Annotated in this window: 22 protein-coding genes and 1 pseudogene; 8 read left to right on the top strand and 15 right to left on the bottom strand. The window is 72.1% G+C overall.

The features are described from left to right. The first annotated feature begins 116 nt into the window (after positions 1–116). From ACN263_RS25660 to ACN263_RS25640, 5 genes are all read left to right on the top strand, one after another. Positions 117–1,031 carry an ABC transporter ATP-binding protein gene (locus ACN263_RS25660; protein WP_422736860.1) on the top strand — a complete coding sequence of 305 codons (915 nt, stop codon included), beginning with the start codon at positions 117–119 and terminating at the stop codon, positions 1,029–1,031. Next, a complete protein-coding gene (locus tag ACN263_RS25655; protein ID WP_422736859.1) occupies positions 1,024–1,929 on the top strand; it encodes an ABC transporter permease in 906 nt (301 codons plus the stop codon). The genes ACN263_RS25660 and ACN263_RS25655 overlap by 8 nt, the downstream gene beginning before the upstream one ends. Next, a complete protein-coding gene (locus ACN263_RS25650) occupies positions 1,929–2,843 on the top strand; it encodes an ABC transporter ATP-binding protein (RefSeq protein WP_422736858.1) in 915 nt (304 codons plus the stop codon). Before ACN263_RS25655 ends, ACN263_RS25650 begins: the two co-directional genes overlap by 1 nt. A 68-nt stretch (positions 2,844–2,911) precedes the next feature. Next, the gene (locus tag ACN263_RS25645) at positions 2,912–3,622 is read left to right on the top strand and encodes an ABC transporter permease subunit (RefSeq protein ID WP_422736857.1); all 711 of its coding nucleotides are present in this window, start codon (positions 2,912–2,914) and stop codon (positions 3,620–3,622) included. Positions 3,623–3,706: 84 nt separating this feature from the next. Continuing rightward, a complete protein-coding gene (locus ACN263_RS25640; RefSeq protein WP_422736856.1) occupies positions 3,707–4,351 on the top strand; it encodes a hypothetical protein in 645 nt (214 codons plus the stop codon). Positions 4,352–4,399: 48 nt separating this feature from the next. Here the strand turns inward: ACN263_RS25640 and valS are convergent, their stop codons facing one another. Genes valS through ACN263_RS25615 form a run of 5 tightly spaced genes read right to left on the bottom strand, consistent with a single transcriptional unit; the run spans position 4,400 to position 12,923 of the window. After that, a complete protein-coding gene (gene valS, locus ACN263_RS25635; RefSeq protein ID WP_422736855.1) occupies positions 4,400–6,964 on the bottom strand; it encodes a valine--tRNA ligase in 2,565 nt (854 codons plus the stop codon). A gap of 56 nt (positions 6,965–7,020) precedes the next feature. Then, positions 7,021–8,901: an ABC transporter ATP-binding protein gene (locus tag ACN263_RS25630; RefSeq protein WP_422736854.1), complete on the bottom strand. Its 1,881-nt coding sequence runs from the start codon at positions 8,899–8,901 to the stop codon at positions 7,021–7,023. Further along, on the bottom strand, positions 8,898–10,907 hold the full coding sequence (locus tag ACN263_RS25625; RefSeq protein ID WP_422736853.1) for an ABC transporter transmembrane domain-containing protein: 2,010 nt from the start codon (positions 10,905–10,907) through the stop codon (positions 8,898–8,900). The genes ACN263_RS25630 and ACN263_RS25625 overlap by 4 nt, the downstream gene beginning before the upstream one ends. 37 nt (positions 10,908–10,944) lie before the next feature. Then, positions 10,945–11,454 (bottom strand): methylated-DNA--[protein]-cysteine S-methyltransferase, encoded by a 510-nt coding sequence (locus tag ACN263_RS25620; protein ID WP_422736852.1) that lies wholly within the window; start codon positions 11,452–11,454, stop codon positions 10,945–10,947. After that, positions 11,451–12,923, bottom strand: coding sequence for a DNA-3-methyladenine glycosylase 2 family protein (locus tag ACN263_RS25615; RefSeq protein WP_422736851.1), 1,473 nt, complete (start codon positions 12,921–12,923; stop codon positions 11,451–11,453). Before ACN263_RS25615 ends, ACN263_RS25620 begins: the two co-directional genes overlap by 4 nt. Before the next feature lie 240 nt (positions 12,924–13,163). On the opposite strand from ACN263_RS25615, the pseudogene ACN263_RS25610 reads away from it, so the two are divergent. Both ACN263_RS25610 and ACN263_RS25605 read left to right on the top strand, forming a co-directional pair. Next, positions 13,164–13,634 (top strand): annotated as a pseudogene (locus tag ACN263_RS25610) (hypothetical protein); the annotation flags it as partial. Positions 13,635–13,846: 212 nt separating this feature from the next. Then, on the top strand, positions 13,847–14,581 hold the full coding sequence (locus ACN263_RS25605; RefSeq protein ID WP_422736850.1) for a Type 1 glutamine amidotransferase-like domain-containing protein: 735 nt from the start codon (positions 13,847–13,849) through the stop codon (positions 14,579–14,581). Positions 14,582–14,588: 7 nt separating this feature from the next. On the opposite strand, the gene ACN263_RS25600 is transcribed toward ACN263_RS25605, so the two are convergent. The 6 genes from ACN263_RS25600 to ACN263_RS25575 are packed head-to-tail and all read right to left on the bottom strand — an operon-like array spanning position 14,589 to position 17,330. Further along, on the bottom strand, positions 14,589–14,936 hold the full coding sequence (locus ACN263_RS25600; RefSeq protein ID WP_422736849.1) for a hypothetical protein: 348 nt from the start codon (positions 14,934–14,936) through the stop codon (positions 14,589–14,591). A 29-nt stretch (positions 14,937–14,965) separates the two neighbouring features. Further along, positions 14,966–15,520 (bottom strand): nucleotidyltransferase domain-containing protein, encoded by a 555-nt coding sequence (locus ACN263_RS25595; RefSeq protein WP_422736848.1) that lies wholly within the window; start codon positions 15,518–15,520, stop codon positions 14,966–14,968. Next, positions 15,517–16,086, bottom strand: a complete 570-nt coding sequence (locus tag ACN263_RS25590) for an exonuclease (RefSeq protein WP_422736847.1) — start codon at positions 16,084–16,086, stop codon at positions 15,517–15,519. The genes ACN263_RS25595 and ACN263_RS25590 overlap by 4 nt, the downstream gene beginning before the upstream one ends. After that, positions 16,083–16,574: a hypothetical protein gene (locus tag ACN263_RS25585; protein WP_422736846.1), complete on the bottom strand. Its 492-nt coding sequence runs from the start codon at positions 16,572–16,574 to the stop codon at positions 16,083–16,085. Before ACN263_RS25585 ends, ACN263_RS25590 begins: the two co-directional genes overlap by 4 nt. 8 nt (positions 16,575–16,582) lie before the next feature. Beyond that, positions 16,583–16,900 (bottom strand): hypothetical protein, encoded by a 318-nt coding sequence (locus tag ACN263_RS25580; protein WP_422736845.1) that lies wholly within the window; start codon positions 16,898–16,900, stop codon positions 16,583–16,585. Positions 16,901–16,904: 4 nt separating this feature from the next. Further along, a complete protein-coding gene (locus ACN263_RS25575; protein WP_422736844.1) occupies positions 16,905–17,330 on the bottom strand; it encodes a YbaB/EbfC family nucleoid-associated protein in 426 nt (141 codons plus the stop codon). Positions 17,331–17,482: 152 nt separating this feature from the next. On the opposite strand from ACN263_RS25575, the gene ychF reads away from it, so the two are divergent. Beyond that, positions 17,483–18,568, top strand: a complete 1,086-nt coding sequence (ychF, locus tag ACN263_RS25570) for a redox-regulated ATPase YchF (RefSeq protein WP_422736843.1) — start codon at positions 17,483–17,485, stop codon at positions 18,566–18,568. Positions 18,569–18,601: 33 nt separating this feature from the next. Here ychF and ACN263_RS25565 read toward each other — a convergent pair whose 3' ends face one another. The 4 genes from ACN263_RS25565 to ACN263_RS25550 form a co-directional block, all read right to left on the bottom strand. Then, the gene (locus ACN263_RS25565; RefSeq protein ID WP_422736842.1) at positions 18,602–19,183 is read right to left on the bottom strand and encodes a Uma2 family endonuclease; all 582 of its coding nucleotides are present in this window, start codon (positions 19,181–19,183) and stop codon (positions 18,602–18,604) included. A 121-nt stretch (positions 19,184–19,304) separates the two neighbouring features. Next, complete coding sequence (locus ACN263_RS25560; protein WP_422736841.1) at positions 19,305–19,706, bottom strand: arsenate reductase ArsC; 402 nt, start codon at positions 19,704–19,706, stop codon at positions 19,305–19,307. Next, positions 19,703–20,440: an aquaporin gene (locus ACN263_RS25555; RefSeq protein ID WP_422736840.1), complete on the bottom strand. Its 738-nt coding sequence runs from the start codon at positions 20,438–20,440 to the stop codon at positions 19,703–19,705. The genes ACN263_RS25560 and ACN263_RS25555 overlap by 4 nt, the downstream gene beginning before the upstream one ends. Then, positions 20,437–20,808 carry an ArsR/SmtB family transcription factor gene (locus ACN263_RS25550; RefSeq protein WP_422736839.1) on the bottom strand — a complete coding sequence of 124 codons (372 nt, stop codon included), beginning with the start codon at positions 20,806–20,808 and terminating at the stop codon, positions 20,437–20,439. The genes ACN263_RS25555 and ACN263_RS25550 overlap by 4 nt, the downstream gene beginning before the upstream one ends. Between the last annotated feature and the right edge of the window lie 10 nt (positions 20,809–20,818).

Raw genomic sequence — 20,818 nt, 5'->3', positions numbered from 1 at the left:
GCGCGGGACCGGCGCAAACGTCGGCCGGACCTTAGGGGTGCGGCGCGACGAGGATCAGGGGAGCGCCGGGGGCGCGCCGGTGTCGGTGGCAGGCATCGACTCCCTACGCTGGCCTGGTGACACTGATCGCGACCCAGTCGCTCACCAAGACGTACGGAGGTCGGGTCACCGCGCTCACCGACCTCACCGTCGCCGTCGAGCCCGGGATCATCGGCCTGGTGGGCGCGAACGGCGCCGGCAAATCCACCTTGATCAAGATCCTGCTCGGCCTGCTCGCCCCGACCAGCGGCCAGGTCTCGGTGCTCGGCATCGACCCGACCACCGAACCGGCGGCGGTCCGCGCCCGCGTCGGCTACATGCCCGAGCACGACTGCCTCCCACCCGACCTGTCCGCCGCCGAGTTGGTCACCCACCTCGGTCGGATCAGCGGTTTGCCGCGCACGGTGGCCCGCGAGCGCGCCTCCGAGGCGCTGCGTCACGTCGGGCTCTACGAGGAGCGTTACCGGCCGGTGGGCGGCTACTCCACCGGCATGAAGCAGCGGGTCAAGCTGGCCCAGGCGCTGGTGCACGACCCCGACCTGCTGTTGCTGGACGAGCCGACGAACGGTCTGGACCCGGCCGGACGGGACGCCATGCTGGCGCTCGTGCACCGCATCGGCACCGAGTTCGGCATCTCCGTCCTGGTGTGCTCGCACCTGCTGGGCGAGGTGGAGCGGATCTGCGACACGCTGATCGCCATCGACGGTGGCCGGCTGCTGCGCGCGGACCACATCTCCGCGATGACCTCGGCCACCGACGTGCTCGCCGTGGAGGTCAGCGAGGGCACCGAGGAGTTGGCCGCCCGACTCGCCGCGCTCGACCTGCCGGTGGCGCGCGACGGCCGGCTGCTGCTCGTACCGCTCGCCGACGACAGCACCTACGACCTGATCCTCGGCGCGGTCGCCGAGCTGGACCTGCCGCTGCACCGGCTGGACCAGCGTCGGCACCGGGTGGCCGAACTCTTCGCCACGAGGGAGCTCACCCATGCCTGAGCCGTCTTCCGCCGTGCGGTCCGCGCCGGCCGGCGTCATCCACGACATCGGCTACCAGCGCTACGAGGGCCCCCGCCTGGGCCGCCGGCACGTCTTCGGTGCGCTCTACCTGCACGGGGTGCGCACCATCTTCGGGCTCGGCCGCAGCGCCAAGGCCAAGATCTTCCCGTGGCTGGTGATCGGCATCGTCACCCTGGTCGCGGTGGCTCTGGCCGCCGTACGCAGCCAACTCGGTGAACCGGTCGCCACGTACGCCCAGTTCGCCGACGCGATGAGCTGGCTGGTCCTGTTCTTCGTCGCGGTGGCCGCGCCGGAGCTGGTCTCCCGTGACCTGCGCAGCGGTGTGCTGCCGCTGTACTTCTCGCGCCCGCTGCCCCGCGCCGACTACGCGATCGCCAAGCTGCTGGCGCTGGTCACCGGCCTCTGGCTGCTGCTCGGCGGGCCGCAACTGATCATGTTCCTGGGCGCCGCGTTCACCACCAAGGACGGGCTCAAGGGTGTCTGGAACGAGCTGCTCGACCTGCTCCCCGGGCTGCTCTACGCCGGGCTGTGGGCGGTGGTCTTCGCCTCGGTGGGGCTGCTCGTCGCGTCGCTGACCGGCAAGCGCGCGTTCGCCGCCGGTGGGGTGGTCGCCGTCTTCCTGATGACCACGCCGATCGTGGGCGTGCTGAGCATCCTGCCGTCGCGTGCGGCCAACGAGCTGGCGGGGCTGGCCTCGCCCTCCACCCTGGTCCAGGGGGTGGGCATCTGGTCGCTCGGTGACCTGCTGGTCCCCGAGAACCAGGGCGGCGGACCGTCGATCGGTGGGTTCGGTCCGGTCTACGCCCTGGTCGCGGTGCTGCTGGTCGCCGGCGCGACCACTCTCCTGCTGGCCCGCTACCGGAAGGTCGCCTCCTGATGAGCAGCACGCTGAGCCTGACCGGGGTGTCCCGGTGGTACGGCAACGTGGTGGCCGTCAACGACATCAGCATGAACCTCGGCCCCGGGGTGACCGGTCTGCTCGGCCCGAACGGCGCCGGCAAGACCACGCTGCTGCACATGATGGCCGGGTTCCTCGCCCCGTCGCGGGGCACGGTGACCCTCGACGACGAGCCGACCTGGCGCAACCCCGACGTCTACCGCCGGCTGGGTCTGGTCAGCGAGCGCGAGGCGGTACAGAGCTTCCTCACCGCGTACGAGTTCGTGCTCGCCAGCGCCAAACTGCACCGGCTGGCCGATCCGGCGGCGGCGGCCCGACGGGCCATCGACCTGGTGGAGTTGGAGTCGGCGCAGGACCGCCGGATCGGCACGTACTCCAAGGGCATGCGCCAGCGCGCGCGGGTGGCCGCGGCGCTGGTGCACGACCCGCAGGTGCTGCTGCTCGACGAGCCGTTCAACGGGATGGACCCGCGCCAGCGGCTGCACATGATGGAGCTGCTGCACTCCCTGGGCGACTCCGGTCGGACAATCCTGTTCAGCTCGCACATCCTCGAGGAGGTCGAGCAGGTCTCCGGCACGGTGCAGGTGATGGTGGCGGGCCGGCTCGCCGCCTCCGGTGACTTCCGGACCATCCGCCGGCTGATGACGAACCGACCGCACGTCTTCGCGGTGCGCTCCACCGACGACCGGGCGCTGGCCGTCGCCCTGATCGCCGAGCCCTCGGTGAGCGGCGTCGAGCTGGACCGCGCCGGCCTGACCGTGCGCGCCGGCGATTACGGCGCGTTCACCCGGGCGCTGCCCCGGATCGCCCTGCGCCAGGGCATCCGGGTGCGTCAGCTCGTGCCGTCCGACGAGTCCCTGGAGAGCGTCTTCTCCTACCTGGTGGAGGCCTGACGTGAGTGCGAGGAGTAAACGAGCGCAGCGGGTGAGCCCCGCAGTCACGAACGAGAGAGGCTGAGAACATGTCCACGATTACCTGGATCACCGCGCGTGGGCTGTTCGGCCGGCGGCGTTTCCTGCTGCTGCTCCCACTGCCGCTGGTACTGCTCGGCCTGGCCGTCCTCTGCCGGTCGCTCGGTGTCGACCCGGGCGAGTGGGGCCCGCCGGTGCTGGTCGGCCTCGGTCTGGCGGTGGTGCTGCCGGTGGTGGCGCTGATCATCGGCACCGGCGTGCTGGGTGCGGAGATCGACGACGGCACGGTCGTGCACATCCTGACCAAGCCGCTGCCGCGCTGGCAGATCGTGCTGCCGAAACTCGCGGTCGCCACCGCGGTCACCGCGGCCACCGTCGCGGTGCCGCTCTACGTCGCGGGCGTGCTCGCCGATTCGGTACGCCTCGGACTGGCGCTCGCCGCCGCGTCCGCGCTCGGCGCGCTGGCGTACTCGGCGCTGTTCCTCGCGCTCAGCCTCCTCACCCGCCGTCCGGTGCTGCTCGGCCTCGTCTACGTGCTGATCTGGGAGGGGCTGCTGGGCAACTTCGTCAGCGGTACGAAGGTGCTCTCCATCCAGCAGTACGTGATCGCCCTCGCCGACCGGCTCGCCCCCAGCGGGCTGCTGGAGACCAGCGTCTCGGTACCGGTCGCCGCCGTGATGACCGCGCTGGTGAGTGTCGGCTTCACCGTGCTGGCGATCGACCGCCTGCGCTCGTTCAGCGTGGCCGGCGAGACGAGCTGACGCGTACGGGTCCGGCCAGCCCTCCGGCGACGGGTAGGGCTGGCCGGATGGACCGGACCAGTGCCACCCGCGAGGCTGGTGGACGTGACTGTCGAAGCGGAGCGCAGACCCTTGGCCGACCCGTACTCCCGCAGCAGCCGGCCGTGGCTGATCAGCCTGGCCGCTGCCGGCCTGGCGTCCGCGACGGTCGCGACGGCCGCCCAGGGCAGCGGCCGGTTCCACTGGTGGGCCGGCTTCATCCTGATCCCGGCCGCGCTGATCGCGGCCAGCGGCGGGCCGCTGCTGGCCCGTGGCGGTGGTCGCGCCTTCGCCGGCTACGTCGTCGCCTGCGTCGGCGCGCTGGCATTCGTGGTGGGCGCGCTGCTGATGTTCGGGGCGATGGGCAAGGGCTGGCCCCTGCTGGTGGTACTGCCCTGCCTGGCGGTCGCCGGTACGTACCGCTGGCGGGCGCTCCACCCGCTGGCCCGTGGTCTGCACCGCGCGGTGGCGCTGCTCGCGTTGACCGGCGCGCTGGTCGGGGTGACCCTGCAACTGCTGCACGCCCGGGTGATCCACCTGGAGACGGGCTGGTGGGGCGGATTCATGATCCTGGCCGGGGTCATCGTGCTGGGCAACGCGGCTGAGCTGGCCCGGTACCGGATGCCGTACCGGCTCCAGGCGATCACCCTGCTGGTCGGGCCGTCCGTGGTGGCCATCCTGCTCGGCCTGCGCTTCCTGCGCGGCTGGTGACGGCCGGTCCGCCGCCGCCCCCGGGGGGTGGGCGGCGGCGGACCCCGGTCAGAAGGCGCAGGCGATGACGAGCTCCGGGGTGCGGTCCGGCAGGAGGTCGAGCTTGCCGATCCGACCGGCCGCCCGCAGGTCGTCGGCGACCAGGGTGAGCTGCTCCAGCAGCGCCGCCGGACCCAGCGCCTCGGCCAGCGGCACCTCCGCCCTCATCGACAGCTTCCGCTCCGACTTGGCCCGCCGCACCTGACCCAACGCGTCCCCGGCCAGCCGCAGCAGCGCGGGGTCACCGGTGCCCTCGATCGTCCGGTCCACCTCGTACGTGGTGGGCCAGGGCGCGCGGTGCACCGACCCGTACCGCCACCACGACCAGATCTCCTCGGTGACGTACGGCAGCACGGGGGCGAAGAGCCGCAACTGCACCGACAGCGCCGAGGCCAACGCGGCCCGGGCCGAGTCGGCGGCCGCTCCGGTGCCGTACGCCCGTTCCTTCACCAACTCGATGTAGTCGTCGCAGAACCGCCAGAAGAACGCCTCGGTCACCTGTAGGGCGGCCGTGTGGTCGTACCCGTCGAAGGCCCTGCTCGCGGCGCTGACCACTGTGCCCAGTTCGGCGAGCATGGCCCGGTCCAGCGGGGTGGTCGCCGACGCGCGCAGCGCGTCCGCCGCGCCCAGGCCGAGCGCGAACTTCGACGCGTTGAGCAGTTTGGTGGCCAGCCGACGGCCGACCTTGATCTGCGCCGGGTCGAAGGCCAGGTCCATGCCGGGCTTGCCGCTGGCCGCCCAGTAGCGCACCGCGTCCGAACCGTGCTGTTCCAGCAGCGCGAGCGGGGTGACCACGTTCCCCTTGGACTTGGCCATCTTCTTGTGGTCCGGGTCGAGGATCCAGCCCGACAGCACGGTGTCCCGCCAGGGCAGCACCCCGTGCTCGAAGTGCGAGCGGATCACCGTGTCGAACAGCCAGGTCCGGATGATCTCCTGCCCCTGCGGGCGCAGGTCCATCGGGAAGACCCGCGCGAACAACTCCGGGTCGGTCTCCCAGCCACCGACGATCTGCGGGGTCAACGACGACGTCGCCCAGGTGTCCAGCACGTCCGGGTCGCCGACGAAGCCGCCCGGCCGGCCGCGCTGCGACTCGTCGAAACCGGGCGCCGGGTCACTTGACGGGTCGACCGGCAGCGCCGACTCGTCCGGCGTGAGAGGGTGGGACCAGTCCGGCTCGCCAGTGTCGTCGAGCCGGTACCACACCGGCACCGGCACCCCGAAGAAGCGCTGGCGACTGACCAGCCAGTCCCCGGTCAGGCCGCCCACCCAGTTGTCGTAGCGGTGCTTCATGTGCGTCGGCACCCAGCGCAGCTCCGCGCCCCGGGCCAGCAGCGTTGCCCGCAGGTCGGCGTCCCGTCCGCCGTTGCGCAGGTACCACTGGCGGGTCGAGACGATCTCCAGTGGCCGGTCGCCACGTTCGTAGAACTTCACCGGGTGGGTGACCGGACGCGGCTCGCCGATCAGGTCACCCGCGTCGGCCAGCATCCCGACGATCTCCCGGCGCGCGCCGTTGACGGTCTGCCCGGCCAGCGCCGCGTACGGCCCGGCGGGCACCCCGGCCGGCGGCTCCGGCAGCAGACGACCGTCCCGGCCGATCACCACGCGGGTGTCCAGCCGCAGCTCCCGCCACCAGGTCACGTCGGCGAGGTCGCCGAACGTGCAGACCATCGCGATGCCGGTGCCCTTCGCGGGGTCGGCCAGCGGGTGCGCGCGCACCGGCACCTCGACGTCGAACAGCGGGCTGCGCACGGTGGCGTCGACCAGGTCGGCGTACCGCTCGTCGTCGGGGTGGCAGACCAACGCGACGCAGGCCGGCAGCAGCTCCGGCCGGGTGGTGTCGATGAGCACCTCGCGCCCACCGGGCCCGGCGAACCGCAGCCGGTGGTACGCGCCGGGGCGTTCCCGGTCCTCCAACTCGGCCTGGGCGACCGCGGTGGCGAAGCCGATATCCCACAGCGTCGGCGCCTCCGCCTGGTACGCCTCACCCCGGCGCAGGTTGCGCACGAACGCCCGCTGGCTGGTGGCGCGGGCCACCCGGCCGATGGTGGTGTACGTCAGGGACCAGTCCACCGACAGCCCGAGCCGCCGCCAGAGGGCCTCGAAGACCTGCTCGTCGGCGACCGTCAGCCGCTCGCACAGCTCGATGAAGTTGCGCCGCGAGATCGGCGTCGGGTCGCGGCGGGCGGCGTCGTCGACCGGGGTGGCCGGGGGCCGCCACACCGGGTCGTACGCCAACGCCGGGTCGCAGCGCACCCCGTACACGTTCTGCACCCGACGCTCGGTGGGCAGCCCGTTGTCGTCCCAGCCCATCGGGTAGAAGACCGCCTTGCCGCGCATCCGCTGGTAGCGGGCGACGGTGTCGGTGTGCGTGTACGAGAAGACGTGCCCCATGTGCAGCTCGCCCGATACGGTGGGCGGTGGGGTGTCGATGGCGTACACGTCGTTCCGCTGCTTTCCGCGGTCGAACGCGTACGTGCCCTCCTCCTGCCAGCGCTGCGCCCAGCGCTCCTCGAGCCCGTCCAGACTGGGGCGCTCGGGAACGCCGGCACGGGCCGTCCTCGCCGTATCGGTCATCTGCCGATCGTAGGCATCAGCAGGATGCCGGGCCACGGAGTTGCGTATCGCCGGCCCTAGACGAGCGAGTCGCGCCACTGCTGGTGCAGGACCGCGTACCGGCCGCCGGACGCGGCGAGCACGTCCGGCGGGCCGTCCTCGACGACCCGGCCGCCGTCGAGGACCAGCACCCGGTCGGCCGTCTCCACGGTGGAGAGACGGTGGGCGATCACCAGTGCCGTCCGGTCCCGCAGGATGGTGCCGAGCGCGCGCTGCACCAGCCGTTCCGTCGGCACGTCCAGTGACGACGTCGCCTCGTCGAGGATCAGCACGGTCGGGTCGGCGAGGAACGCCCGGGCGAACGCGACCAGTTGTCGCTGGCCGGCGGAGAGTCGGCCGCCGCGCCGGTGCACCTGCGTGGCGTACCCGTCGGGCAGCGCGGCGATGAACTCGTGCGCGCCGATCGCCTGGGCGGCGGCCCGCACCTCGGCGTCGTCGGCGCCCGGCCGGCCGAACCGGATGTTCTCCGCCACCGTGCCGCTGAACAGGTGGTTCTCCTGCGTCACCAGCACCACGGCGCGGCGCAGGTCGGCGTCGGACACCGTGCGCAGGTCGATGCCGTCAAGCAGCACCGTGCCGGCGTCCGGGTCGTGGAACCGGGCCACCAGCTTGGCGATCGTCGACTTCCCCGCGCCGGTCGGTCCGATCAGCGCGACCGTCTGCCCGGCCGGCACCTCCAGGTCCAGCCGGGCGAGGATGGGGGTGTTCGCGCGGTAGCCGAACGAGACGCCCCGGAAGGTCAGCTCGCCGCGACCGGGGCCGCGGGGCAGCGGCACCGGCCGGGTCGGCTCGGCGACGCCGGGCCGCTCGTCGAGCACCCCGGCCAGCTTCTCCAGCGCCGCCGTCGCCGACTGCAACGAGTTGTAGAACTGGCTCAGCTCCTGCATCGGCTCGAAGAAGCGCCGCAGGTAGAGCAGGAACGCGGCGAGCACACCGACCTCGGTCCGCCCGCCGAGCACCCGCCACCCGCCGTAGCAGAGCACGATCGCGACCGTGAGGTTGCCGATCAACTTGATCGCCGGCGAGTACGTGGCGATCAGCCGGAACGCGTGCAGGCTCGCCCGCCGGTAGTCGTCCCCGAGCGTCACGAAGATCCGTTGGTTGCGGGGTTCCCGACGGAACGTCTGCACCGCCCGGATGCCCCGCATCGACTCGACGAAGTGCACGATCACCAGCGCGACGGCCTCCCTGGTCCGCCGGTAGGCGGTGGCCGACGCCCGGGCGAACCAGCGGGAGAGCCAGAACAGCAACGGGAACGCGAACAGCGTCACCGCGGCCAGCGGCAGGTCCAGCCAGAGCAGGATGGCGGCCACCGACAGGATCGACAGCGCGGCCAGCACCAGGCTGTCGATCCCCCCGTCGACCAGTTCGGCGATGCTGTCCAGGTCGCTGGTGAGGCGGGACACCATCCGGCCCGACGTGTACCGCTCGTGGAAGCCCACCGACAGGCGCAGGAAGTGCCCGAACACCCGCTGCCGCAGGTCCAGCAGGACGGCCTGGCCGATGCGGGCGGAGAGGGTGAGGAAGCCACGCCGGGCCGCGTACTCCGTCCCGGCGGCGACGGCGAACGCGCCGGCCACCGCGACCAGCGGGGTGGCGTTCCCGGCGCGCAGCGGGGCGATGGCCCGGTCGATGCCGATCATGACCAGGTACGGGCCGGCCATCGCGGCGGCGTTCTGCGCGAGCAGCAGCCCGACGGCGGCGGCGAGTCGCCCCCGGTGCGGGCGCAGCAGATCGGCCAGCAGGGCCCGACTGTGCCGGCGTAGCCGGGCGACGGCCTCCGGGGTGTTCTCCTCGGCCCGGCTCCGGTCGGCCTCCGGGTCGGTGGCCGTGCCCCGCCAGCGGGCCAGCTCCGGCTCCCCGTCGGGAGGCGGATCGCCCTGCTGCGGGGACGTCACGAGCGCACCAGCCCCCAGCCGTCCGAGGTGGACGCGCCCGGACCGGCCGGCCCGACCCGCCCCGGCTCTGTCCCGCCCGCGCGGACGGCGGCCGGCCGTGCGGGCGGTTCGGTGGCGACCGGCTGCGGTGGTGGTCCGGCGGAGCCCGGTCGCGTGGGCGGGTCGGCGGTTCCGCCCGGGCCCGGTCGCGTGGGCAGGTCGGCGGCTCCGACCAGGTCCGGTCGCGCGGATGGTTCGGCGGCGAGCAACGCCCGGTAGGCGGGCACCGTGGCGAGCAGTTCCGAGTGCCGGCCGACCGCGGCGATCCGTCCACCGTCGAGCAGGGCGACGCGGTCGGCCAGCGCGATCGTCGACGGCCGGTGCACCACCAGGAGCGCGGTGCTGGCCCGCAGCACCTGTCGCAGCGCCGCCTCCACCAGCGCCTCGGTGTGCACGTCGAGGGCGGACAGCGGGTCGTCGAGGACCAGCAGCGCCGGACGACCGAGCACCGCCCGCGCCAGCGCCAACCGCTGCCGCTGGCCGCCGGAGAGCGACAACCCCTGCTCACCCACCCGGGTGGCCAGGCCCCACGGAAGGTCGTACGCGAAATCGGCCTGCGCCAGCGCGAGGGCCGCGCGGACCTCGTCGTCGTCGGCGTCCGGGCGGCCCAGGGTGAGGTTCTCCCACACCGACATGGAGAAGAGGGTGGGCTCCTCGAACGCCACCCCGACCAGCCGCCGTAGTGAGGCCAACCGCAGGTCACGCAGATCGTGCCCGTCGAGGGTGATCCGGCCGCCGGTCACCTCGTGCAGTCGGGGCACCAGCGAGAGCAGGGTGCTCTTGCCGCAGCCGGTGGCGCCGACCAGGGCCAGCGTCTCGCCCGGCTCGATGGTCAGGTCGATCTCGTGCAGGACGCCGGTGGCCGCGCCCGGGTAGCGGAAGGCGACCCGCTCGAAGCGGAGTCGACCCTGGACCGCGTCGCGGCTCAGGGTGAGCGCGTCGGGAGCGTCCACGATCTGCGGGGGAGTGTCCAGCACCTCCTGGATCCGGTCGGCGGCGGTGGCCGCCTCCTGACCGTTGGCGATGATCCAGCCCAGCGACTGCACCGGCCAGATGAGCATCAGTTGGAGGCTGGCGAACGCCACCAGCTCGCCGAGGGTGAGTACGCCCCGCGCGGCGGCGGCCGCCCCGGCCACCAGCACCACGCCCAGGGTCAGGTTGGGCACCAGGTCGAGCAGCGCCGCCGTGTTCGCCAGCAGGCGGCCCTTGCCCACGCCGGTGTCGTGCAGCGTCCGGGCCCCGTCGGCGAAGCGGGCGGCCAACTCCGGCCCCCGCCCGTACGCCTTCATGGTGCGCAGGCCCTGCGCGGTCTCCTCGACCAGCGTCGCCACGTCGCCCTGCTGGTCCTGCATCCGCCGGGACGCGGTGTGGTAGTGCCGACCGAACCGGCGGGCGATCAGCAGCAGCGGTACGGCGCTGGCCGCGACCAGCAGGCCGAGCGCCACGTGCAGGTGGATCAGCAGCAGCACCACCACCACGTAGGTGGTCAGGTTGAGCACCAGGAAGAAGACGCCGAAGGACAGGAACCGGCGGATCACCGACAGATCGCTGGTGATCCGGGAGAGCAGTTGGCCGGACTGCCAGCGGTCGTGGAAGCTGGCCGGCAGCCGTTGCAGGTGCGCGTAGATGTCGGCGCGCAGCGCCGCCTCCATGCCCACCGCCGAGGACGACTGCACCCACCGGCGGATGAAGATGAGCACCGCCTCGACCACGCCGAGCAGCAGCGCCAGAGCCCCGAGCTGGAGCAGGCCGGCGGGCTCGTGGCGGGCCACCGGCCCGTCCACCACGCGCTGCACCACCAGGGGTACGGCGATCCCGGCGGCCGTGCCGGCCAGCCCCGCGACCAGCAGCCAGGCGAATTCGGCGGCGTACGGGCGCAGGTAGCGGCGCAACCGCCAGAGGTTGTGCACGGGGTGGCGGCCCGCGGCGACCGGGGCGGCCCGGTCGCCGTCGCTCTCCACAGGCACTACCCGACGGTAGCGTCATTGGGTGCCCGTGTAGTTGTCAGCTTGCCGTCAACCGCCGCTCATGACCGAGAAGCCACTTCTTCACGTCCAGCCCCCAGCGGTAGCCGCCGAGGCTCCCGTCGGTACGCAGCACCCGGTGGCAGGGCACGAAGAGCGCCGCGGCGTTCCGCGCGCAGGCGGCGGCCGCGGCCCGTACCGCGGGTGGCCGACCGGCCAGCGCCGCGTACCCGGTGTAGGTGACCGGCGCGCCCGGCGGCACGTCCCGTAGCACCTGCCAGGCGTGCGCCATGAACTCGCCGCCGGTGTGCTGCCGTACCGGCACCGAGTCGATGGCGGCGAGGTCCCCGTCCAGGTAGGACCGGACGGCGTCGGTGGTCGGCCCGAGGTCGGCGCGTTGCCGTACCGGGGCTCGCAGACTGGGGTGGATCAGTGCCGGCAGTGCCTCCGGGTCGGGGGTGAAGCCGGCCGCCAGGACCTGACCGTCGTGGTCGGCGAGGATGCTCAGCGGACCGGTCGGGGTGCTCAGGACGGTGCTGTTGATGCTCATGCCGCTCTCCAGAGTCTGATCGTGGCGTAGGACCGCCAGGGGCGCCACCGTTCGGCGTGCGCGTCGAGGGTCGTGTCGGGTAGACCGAGCGCCGCCGCTCCCCGGCGGATCGCGAGGTCGGTGTCGAGCAGGACGTCCGGGTCGCCGAGGGCGCGCAGGGCGAGGTAGTCGGCGGTCCACGGACCGATCCCGGGCAGCGCGAGCAGCCGCCGCCTGGTCTCCTGACGGTCACCCCCCGGCGCGAGGTCCACGGTGCCGTCCACCACGGCACGGGCCAGCCCGCGAATGGTCTCCCGCCGCCGCACCGGCATCCCGAACCCGGTATCCGGAATCCCCAAAACCTCCTCCGCGGTCAGGAACCCCCGCAGGTCATCCCGTTGATCATGAAGTTGTTGTCCCGACACGCCGTCGTCGGTGGCAACAACTTCATGATCGACGCGGGTGGCCAGGAGGCGGGTCAGGGTGGTTCTCGCGGAGCGGACCGAGACCTGTTGGCCCACGATCGCGCGGACGGCCATCTCGAAACCGTCGACCGCGCGGGGGACGCGGATGCCGGGCTCGGTGGCCACCGCGGGGGCCAGGGCCGGGTCCGCCGCCAGCGTCGCGTCGACCGCCTCCGGGTCCGCGTCGAGGTCGAGCAGGCGTCGGCAGCGGGCCACCGCCGGCGCCAGGTCACGCAGGTCGGTCAGGCGCAGCGCCGCCGCCACGTACCCGTCCGTCGGGGTCAGGGCCACCTGGCCGGGGCCGTGCGGCAACCGCAACCCCCGGCGGTACGTCCCGTCGCGTACCTCCTCCACCCCGGGCAGCGCGCGCACCGCGAGGAAGTCCAGCAACGCGTGGGCGTGCAGCGGCGGACGGTACGCCAGCCGGAGCGTGATCGTCCCCGCCCCGACCGTCGCCGGCTGTCGGCTGCGAGCGGTCCGCAGCTCCGAGGGGGCGCTCGCGTACACCTCGCGGACCGTGTCGTTGAACTGCCGCACGCTGCCGAAGCCGGCGGCGAACGCGATCTCGGCCATCCCCAGGCCGGTGGTCTCGATCAGGATCCGGGCGGTCTGCGCCCGCTGCGCCCGGGCCAGCGCGAGCGGCCCGGCCCCCATCTCGGCGCGCAGCATCCGGTGCAGGTGCCGTTCGGTGTAGCCCAGCCGGGCGGCCAGCCCCGGTACGCCGTCCCGGTCGACCACCCCGTCGGCGATCAGCCGCATCGCCCGGCCCACCACGTCGGCGCGTACGTCCCACTGCGGCGAGCCGGGCGCGGCGTCCGGCCGGCAGCGGCGGCAGGCGCGCAGCCCGGCGCCCTGCGCGGCGGCGGCCGACGGGAAGAACCTGACGTTCTGCCGCTTCGGGGTGACCGCCGGGCAGGACGGCCGGCAGTAGATCCCGGTCGACGTCACGCCGGTGTAGAACCAGCCGTCGAACCGCTGGTCGCGACTGTCCACCGCCCGGTAGCACCGCTCGAAGTCCATCTCCACGCCACCGATGATGCCCCGCTGCTCACGCCGCCGGCTGGCGGAAATCAGACCTGACTCTGCCCCCCCCGCGCTCCCGCCGAGGGCTCCCCGGTGATCAAGAGATTGGCGTCACGACACGCCGTGCTTCGTGACGCGAACCTCTTGATCACCGGGGGAGGGCGCAGGGGTGGGGGTTTTCCGCCCGGAAGTGTCGGTCGTCCCGGGTAACGTCTCGCCACCAACTCAAGAAGGGGGGCGGCGATGGCGAGCGTTGCGGGTTGGGTGGCGGCGTCGACACAAGGCACGATTCCGCCGCTGCCCCGCGCCGTGGTGCAGGCCTTCTACCGCCGGATGCGGGCGGTGGCGCCGGCCGCTGTCGGCGCCATCGAGCGGGACCGGTCCGCCGACGAGACGGAGCCGTTCGCCGGCACCGCCTGCGGCCGGCTGGTCCGGTCGCTCGACGACGCGGGTCTGCGGGCGCTCGGCATGTGGACGCACCACTGGTGCATGCGCTTCTACGACGACGACACGACCGTCGGCCGGCGGCTGATCGGGGAGATCGCGGCCCGGCCCGGCCTCGGCTGGACGGCCGACGAGGTGCGCTGGATGCTGCGCGAATCGATCTTCGCCGGCCCGGCGGCGGCGGACCGCTTCACCCTGCCGCGTGCCGCCTCCGCGCAACTGCCCGCGACGGAGCGGCCGTTCGACGACCTGCCCGCCGACGCCGAGCCGCCCGCCGAGGGCTCGGCTGCGCGCCGCCGGCCCGATCCGCAGGCGACTCCTTCGGGCGCGTCGAGCGCCACCACCGACCCGGCCGGCGCGCGGCCCGGCCTCGTTCCCCGCCAACGCCGCGCCGGCTGAGCGAGTTCAGCGGCACTGCGCCGGCTGGACAATGATCGACTACGGCAGGATGGACACCAGACATACCGACGGAAGGATCTCCCATGGCCGCCAGCGACCCGACCATCCTCGCCACCAGCATGGGCTTCTTCCGTGGCGACCGAGGACCGTCCGACCTGCGCCCCGGCCCGATCTTCGAGTTGGCCGCCGAGCTGGTCGAGGCCGGCCCGCAGCCACGGATCTGCTATCTCGGGCAGGCCGTCGGTGACCAGCCGACCTCGTTCACCGCCGTCTACGGTGCGTTCGCCGACACGCGGTTCCGCCTGTCGCACCTGGCGCTGTTCCCGATGCCGAACGTGGACGACATCCGAGCCCACCTGCTCGCACAGGACGTGATCTGGGTCGGCGGCGGCAGCGTCGCCAACCTCGTCGCGGTCTGGCGGGTACACGGGCTGGACGAGATCCTGCACGAGTGCTGGCAGGCCGGCGTGGTGTTGGCCGGCGTTTCCGCGGGATCGATCTGCTGGCACCTGGGCGGCGCCACCGACAGCTTCGGACCCCGGCTGCGGGGCTACACCGAGGCGTTGGGTTGGCTGCCGTACGGCAATGGCGTGCACTACGACAGCGAGGGCCAGCGCCGGCCGCTGATGCACGAGCTGGTCGGCGACGGGACGCTGCCGACCAGCCACTGCACCGACGACGGCGTCGGCCTGGTCTACCGGGGGACCCGGCTGGTCGAGGCGGTCGCCGACCGCGAGGGAGTCTCGGCGTACGAGGTGAGTCGCGGCGCCGACGGCACCGTTCGGGAGACGGTCATCGCGCCCCGCCTGCTCGGCTGAGCGCGGATCAGACCCGGTCCTCGAACGCGGCGCACACGGTCGCCCGGACCTGCGGTCCTTCGATGGCGTGCAGCAGCTCCCGGGCGAGGGCGATCTGGTGGCTCTCGTCGATCGTCTTGTCCATCGGGGTCAGCTCCACCCGCCACCGGAAGTAGAGGTAGTCGTCCTCGTCGGTGGCGGCCAACCGTGGGTCGGCGTCCTCGTTGGCGTTGATCTCCAGCAGGTTGCCGCGGACGTCGACCGAGTCGCGGCGGTAGGGCACCGCGTCGGGCAGCCGGGTGCGGATCAGGTCCAGCAGCTCCGCCGCCGTCAGCGGGCCGTCGACCATGATGAGGAACTGCAACGTCGTCTGCACGTCTGCCACCTTGCCAGATGCGGAACCGCTCAATCGAGCGGGAGGAACGGGCCGTTGTCGAACTTGCCGCCCCGGCGTAGCACCGAGAACTGCACCTTGTGCGGTACGTGGGTGTCCATCAGTTCCCGGCGCAGGTGGGTGAAGTCGGTGCCCAGGTCGAAGCTGGCGAGCTGACCGTTCTCGTTGATCCGGCGCAGCATGGTCTTGCGCAGTCGGGTGCCGTCCGGTGCCCGGGACAGGGAACGCTCGGCCAGGTCGAAGAAGGTCTTGTCGTCGACGATGAGCGCCACGTCGATGTCGGAGTCCGGGCGGGCCGTGCCGCGTACCCGACTGCCGTGGGCCACCAGGTCGCCGTCCGGGAGGCCCGCCTGCCGCTGGGTCTGCCGGGCGCCCCGGGCGAACCGGGTCCACTGCCGCTCGGTGAAGCCCTGCGGGATCTGCCGGGCGGCCCGGGTGGCCGCCGCCTCGGCAGTCTCGCCCGCCACGTCGTCGGCCCGCCGCATCATGCTGCGGGCGGCCTGCGCCACGATGCCCCGGGCCGCCGTGGTGGCACCGTCGGGCAGGTCCCGCCGCCGCCCGGTCACGTCGGATCGCCCGACTGCCGGCGGCGCAGTACGGCGTCGAAGACCTGCGCCAACTCGGCGGCGTCCTCGCCGGCGTGGTGGGTGTGCGGTACGTCGTGCAGACCCAGCTCGTGCTTGATCTTGCCCTTGCGGGTCTGGACCCACTCGCTGCCGGTGAGTCCCATCCAGTAGCTGCGCAGGTCGACGCCGGAGCCGGTGGCGCCGAACGGGCTGTGGCCAACGAACCGGACGAAGTACCAGTGCACGAACATGCCGTCCCACACCGCGGGGGCGGCGAGGAAGACCGGCCGGCCGATCCGACGTAGCCCGTTCACCCAGGCGGCCGCCGCCGACATCGCGTCCGCCGCGCTGGGCGCCTCACGGAGCAGGCGCTCCCGATCCAGACCCGACACGGCGAGCGCCGCCGGAACGAACTCGTCGGAGATGGGCCGCAGTTCGGTGTAGAACGTCAGATCGGGGCGACCGGCCACGGCCATGCCCAGCGAGATCATGCTGTACGGCCCGGGGATCGGCCCGTCCGCCTCGACGTCGACGCCGATGTACAGCTCGGGCAGGGGAGCGCTCATCCCAGCACCACGCCGATCGCCTGGTCGATGAGCATGTTGAGCACGATGTCGGTGAGCTTCTTGAAGACGGGGATCTCCAACAGGGAGGCGCCGAACGTCGGTGCGGCCGTCGCGAGCGCCTGGATGATCTGCACCAGCAGGATGACCAGCTGCACGATCACGTTGATCTTCAGGGCGAGGACGATCAGCGCGCACACGAAGAGCGTCGCCGCCACCATCTGTGCGCCGGTGCCGCCGTCACGCAGCACCGACATCGCCGAGCCGCCGGCCTCCCAGCGTTCCTGGAACGCGGTCAACGCGTCGCCCTGGTTGCCGGCCAGCACCCGCTGCGCGGCCGCCGTGCACTCGGCCGCCGCGTTGTGCAACGAGTCGGCCATCTGCATCCACATCTGGCCCAGCTCGAACAACTTCGTCTCGTCCGACTTGGGCCAGGTGTAGCCCAGCTCGTTGAGCAGGCCGGCGAGTTCGCCGGGAAGCATGATGCCCATCGATCCGCCTACCAGCTCATCGTCGTGAACTGGGCGTCGTTGTCCTGCTCGACCACGTCGTACTGGTCGGCCATCAGCGTCAACCCGTCGCCGAAGCCGCGCAGCCCGTCGATGACCGACCCGAGGCACTCCGCCGCGATCTCCTCGGCCACCTGGTACGACATGCCGATCAGGCCACCCACGTCGTCGTCGCCGAAGATGTCACCCATCGCGGCCGCCTGCGCGCGCAGCGCCTCCCACTGCGCGGCGATCTGGTCGGCCACCTCGCTCAGGTGGCCACCACCCTGACGTAGTGCGGGTGGGTGCACCTGGAGGTCGTCGTGCATGCCGTCACCTCGCTGCCTGCTGGATGCGCCGCACCGCGTCGGTGAGCGCATCGGTCATCACCGCCATGCTGCGCACCGACTCGTTCTGCAACTCGTCGAGCTGCTGGCCCAGGGCCGCCGGATCCACGTCGGGCGCCTCGGCCGCCGTGCCGGCCTGGAGTCGCAGGTCGTCAAGTGCCGCGTTGACCGCCAGGGTGATCTGCTCGCCGAGCATCTCGGCGCCCATCCGCAGAGCGCGCGGGTCCACCGTCACCGACTCGACGCGCTGGCCGACCGCCACGACCTCCACCTGCCCGCCGGCAGCGGATCCGGTGCCCCGCGCCGGCTCGACGCCCAGCTCGTCGTCAGGGGCCGGACCGGTCGACCGCATCGACGCCAACGCCCGCCGCGTCTGCTGGAACAGTCGGTCGAATTCCGTCACCTGATCCACAACGCCCCCTCACGTCGCACGCGACATCGAGAGGGTAGCAACGGGATTCCAACGTCGGGACCCGCCGAGGCGCGACCGGGGACAGCGTCCGGCCCGGCCGAATCGGAGCCGGCTGGACCGGCCTGGCCGGCAACCGCGTAAGCTGGCCCGTCGTGAGTCTCACCATCGGCATCGTCGGCCTGCCCAACGTCGGCAAGAGCACGCTGTTCAACGCGTTGACCAAGAACGACGTGCTGGCGGCGAACTACCCGTTCGCCACCATCGAGCCCAACGTCGGCGTGGTCGGGCTGCCCGACGACCGGCTGGACAAGCTGGCCGAGATCTTCTCCTCGCAGAAGGTGCTGCCCGCTCCGGTGTCGTTCGTCGACATCGCCGGCCTGGTACGCGGCGCGTCGAAGGGGCAGGGACGGGGCAACGCCTTCCTGGCCAACATCCGCGACGCCTCCGCGATCTGCCAGGTGGTCCGGGCCTTCTCCGACCCGAACGTGGTGCACGTCGACGGCAAGGTGTCGCCGGCCGACGACATCGAGACGATCAACACCGAGCTGATCCTCGCCGACCTGCAGACCCTGGACAAGGCGCTGCCCCGGTTGGAGAAGGAGGCCAAGCTCCGCAAGGACCGGGCCGCCGCGGTCGCCGCCGCGAAGGCCGCGATCGAGGTGCTGGACGGTGGCACCACCCTCTACTCCGGTGCCGCCGCCGCGAAGATCGAGCTTGAGCACCTGCGCGAGCTGCACCTGCTCACCACCAAGCCCTTCCTGTACGTCTTCAACGTCGACGAGGCCGAGCTGGCCAACGAGGCGTTCCTCGACGAACTGCGTGCCCTGGTCGCCCCCGCCGAGGCCGTCTTCATGGACGCGAAGATCGAATCCGAGCTGGTGGACCTGCCCGAGGAGGAGGCCCGCGAGCTGCTGGAGTCGATCGGCCAGAACGAGCCCGGCCTCAACCAGCTCGTCCGCGTCGGCTTCCGTACGCTCGGGCTCCAGACGTACCTCACGGCCGGCCCCAAGGAGGCACGGGCCTGGACCGTCCCGATCGGCGCGACCGCGCCGGAGGCCGCGGGTGTCATCCACAGCGACTTCCAGCGCGGCTTCATCAAGGCCGAGGTGGTCTCCTACGGCGACCTGGTCGCGGCCGGATCGATGGCGGCGGCGAAGGCGGCGGGCAAGGTCCGCATCGAGGGCAAGGAGTACGTCATGCAGGACGGCGACGTCGTGGAGTTCCGCTTCAACGTGTAGTGCGGTTCGCGCCCTGGCCGAGCGGTGCCCGGATCAGCTCTTGCGGCCGGGCACCAGCCTATCGAGGTCGATTTTGATCGCGAATGGTGTCGTGACGCGTAGCTCATGGCGATGGATGCCCGTCGGCGCATACAACTGGGTCGGGCCGTCGAGCTCGTAGGTGTGGATCACCGGCGATTCCTCTTCCTCGACGCGCCAGTAGTTCCCGATGCCCGCCTCCGCGTATTTTCGCAGCTTGATCATCCGATCACGGTGAGCCGATTCCGGCGAGACCACCTCGACGACCAACAGCACCTGGTCAGGCGTGTAGAAGGTGCGGTCGGGGTCGTAGTAGGGCGCATTCGTGGCGAGGAGATCGGGTTCAGGGCGGTTGCGTGGGTCCAGCCGGATGGTCATCTCCCGCTCGACCTCGACACCCGTTGGCGCCTGCTCCGCGAGAGCGAACAACAGGGCCGAGACAACTCGGCTGTGCCAGGCCCGCTGTGGAGACATCATGAAGACGAGTGCTCCATCGATCAGTTCGGTGTGCCGGGGAGCCTCGGGAAGATGGTCGAGGTCATCGGCGAACCACCCCTCAGGGCGAGGCGGCCGCATCCACTCGGGCACCGCAGACATGACGTCACCGTAGCATCGGGGGACGGTGCGATCCGGCACGCTGAGGCCAGCACCTCGACCGGGTAGTGATGGGCGCTGCGCCATTCCGATACGACCGGCGCGGCTGCTCACCGCATCCGCGTCACGGGCGTAGCTCCCGCAGCAGCGCGGTGACGCGATCCTTGATGTCGTCGCGCACCTCGCGGACGACGTCGATGGGCTGCCCGGCCGGGTCGGTGAGTTTCCAGTCCTCGTAGCGTTTGCCGGGGAAGACGGGGCAGGCGTCGCCGCAGCCCATGGTGACGATGACGTCGCTGGCCTCCGCGGCGTCCCAGGTGAGCCGGACCGGGGTCTGGTCGGTGATGTCGATACCGACCTCGCGCATCGCGTCGACGGCGACCGGGTTGATCGTCTCGGCGGGTTCGCTGCCGGCGCTGCGCACCTCGACGGTGTCACCGGCGAGGTGGCGGAGCCAGCCGGCGGCCATCTGCGAGCGTCCGGCGTTGTGTACGCAGACGAACAGGACTGTGGGCTTGTCGCTCATCGGGCTTCGGGCTCCTGGGTGAGGTGGGGTACGAGGACATCGTCGGCGGCCTCTGCGGCGTGGGGGTACCAGGCCGCGAGCGCGGCGATGCCGACCAGGCCGCCGACGAGCTGGGCGACCACGAAGCCGGGCACCGAGGTGGGTGCGATGCCGGCGAAGGTGTCGGTGAAGGCCCGGCCGATGGTGACGGCGGGGTTCGCGAACGACGTGGACGAGGTGAACCAGTAGGCCGCGCCGATGTAGGCGCCGACGGCGGCGGGCGCTGTCGCGGTGCGGCCGGTTCGGGCCAGGGCGAAGACCAGGACGACCAGGCCGGCGGTGGCGACGATCTCGGCGAGCCACAGGTGCCCGCCGGTGCGTTCGGTGTGTGACCAGGTGATCGCCGGCAGGTCGTACATCAGGTTCGCCAGTACGGCGCCGGCGATCGCGCCGGTGACCTGCGCGGCGGTGTAGGCGGCAAGCTCGGCGGCGGTCAGGCCGGTGCCGGCTCGGCGGCCGAGCCACCAGTCGGCGGCGGAGACCACGGGGTTGAGGTGCGCGCCGGACACCGGACCGAACATGAGGATGAGCGCGCCGAGTGCGAGCGCGGTGGCGATCGCGTTCTCCAGCAACTGGAGCCCGACGTCACCGGGGGAGAGGCGAGCCGCGGCGATCCCGGAGCCGACGACGGCCGCGACCAGGAGTGCCGCACCGGCGAACTCGGCGGAGGCGCGGCGGGCTAGCTTGCGGCTCATTCGCTGGTAGGAGTCGTCGCGGCCGGCAGGTCGAGCAGTACGCCGAGCTGGCGGAACGCCTCGGGCCTGACCGTGTACCACACCCAGGTGCCACGTCGTTCGGAGTCGACGAGACCGGCTTCCCGCAGCACCTTGAGGTGGTGGGAGATGGTCGGCCCGGACAGGTCGAACGCCGGCGTCAGATCGCACACGCAGATCTCCGGCACCGAGGCGATCATCGACATCAACCGCAGCCGGACCGGGTCACCGAGGGCCTTGAACATCGGCGCGACCACCGCCGCCTGCTCGGCGTCCATCGGGCGGACCGCCAGCGGCGCGCAGCAGGTTACCGCTTGCAGGTCGGCGATCGGCAGATTCTGTTTCGACACCCGTCTAGCT

This window comes from Micromonospora sp. WMMD729, assembly GCF_049315225.1.
Taxonomy (GTDB): domain Bacteria; phylum Actinomycetota; class Actinomycetes; order Mycobacteriales; family Micromonosporaceae; genus Micromonospora.
This window is presented reverse-complemented; position numbering and strand designations above follow the sequence as displayed.

Coding starts and splice junctions, on each gene's coding strand:
- ACN263_RS25655 (WP_422736859.1), top strand. CDS start 1,024: ATGCCTGAGCCGTCTTCCGCCGTGCGGTCCGCGCCGGCCGGCGTCATC.
- ACN263_RS25650 (WP_422736858.1), top strand. CDS start 1,929: ATGAGCAGCACGCTGAGCCTGACCGGGGTGTCCCGGTGGTACGGCAAC.
- ACN263_RS25645 (WP_422736857.1), top strand. CDS start 2,912: ATGTCCACGATTACCTGGATCACCGCGCGTGGGCTGTTCGGCCGGCGG.
- valS (WP_422736855.1), bottom strand. CDS start 6,964: ATGACCGATACGGCGAGGACGGCCCGTGCCGGCGTTCCCGAGCGCCCC.
- ACN263_RS25620 (WP_422736852.1), bottom strand. CDS start 11,454: ATGAGCATCAACAGCACCGTCCTGAGCACCCCGACCGGTCCGCTGAGC.
- ACN263_RS25605 (WP_422736850.1), top strand. CDS start 13,847: ATGGCCGCCAGCGACCCGACCATCCTCGCCACCAGCATGGGCTTCTTC.
- ACN263_RS25590 (WP_422736847.1), bottom strand. CDS start 16,086: ATGAGCGCTCCCCTGCCCGAGCTGTACATCGGCGTCGACGTCGAGGCG.
- ACN263_RS25585 (WP_422736846.1), bottom strand. CDS start 16,574: ATGGGCATCATGCTTCCCGGCGAACTCGCCGGCCTGCTCAACGAGCTG.
- ACN263_RS25580 (WP_422736845.1), bottom strand. CDS start 16,900: ATGCACGACGACCTCCAGGTGCACCCACCCGCACTACGTCAGGGTGGT.
- ACN263_RS25565 (WP_422736842.1), bottom strand. CDS start 19,183: ATGTCTGCGGTGCCCGAGTGGATGCGGCCGCCTCGCCCTGAGGGGTGG.
- ACN263_RS25560 (WP_422736841.1), bottom strand. CDS start 19,706: ATGAGCGACAAGCCCACAGTCCTGTTCGTCTGCGTACACAACGCCGGA.
- ACN263_RS25555 (WP_422736840.1), bottom strand. CDS start 20,440: ATGAGCCGCAAGCTAGCCCGCCGCGCCTCCGCCGAGTTCGCCGGTGCG.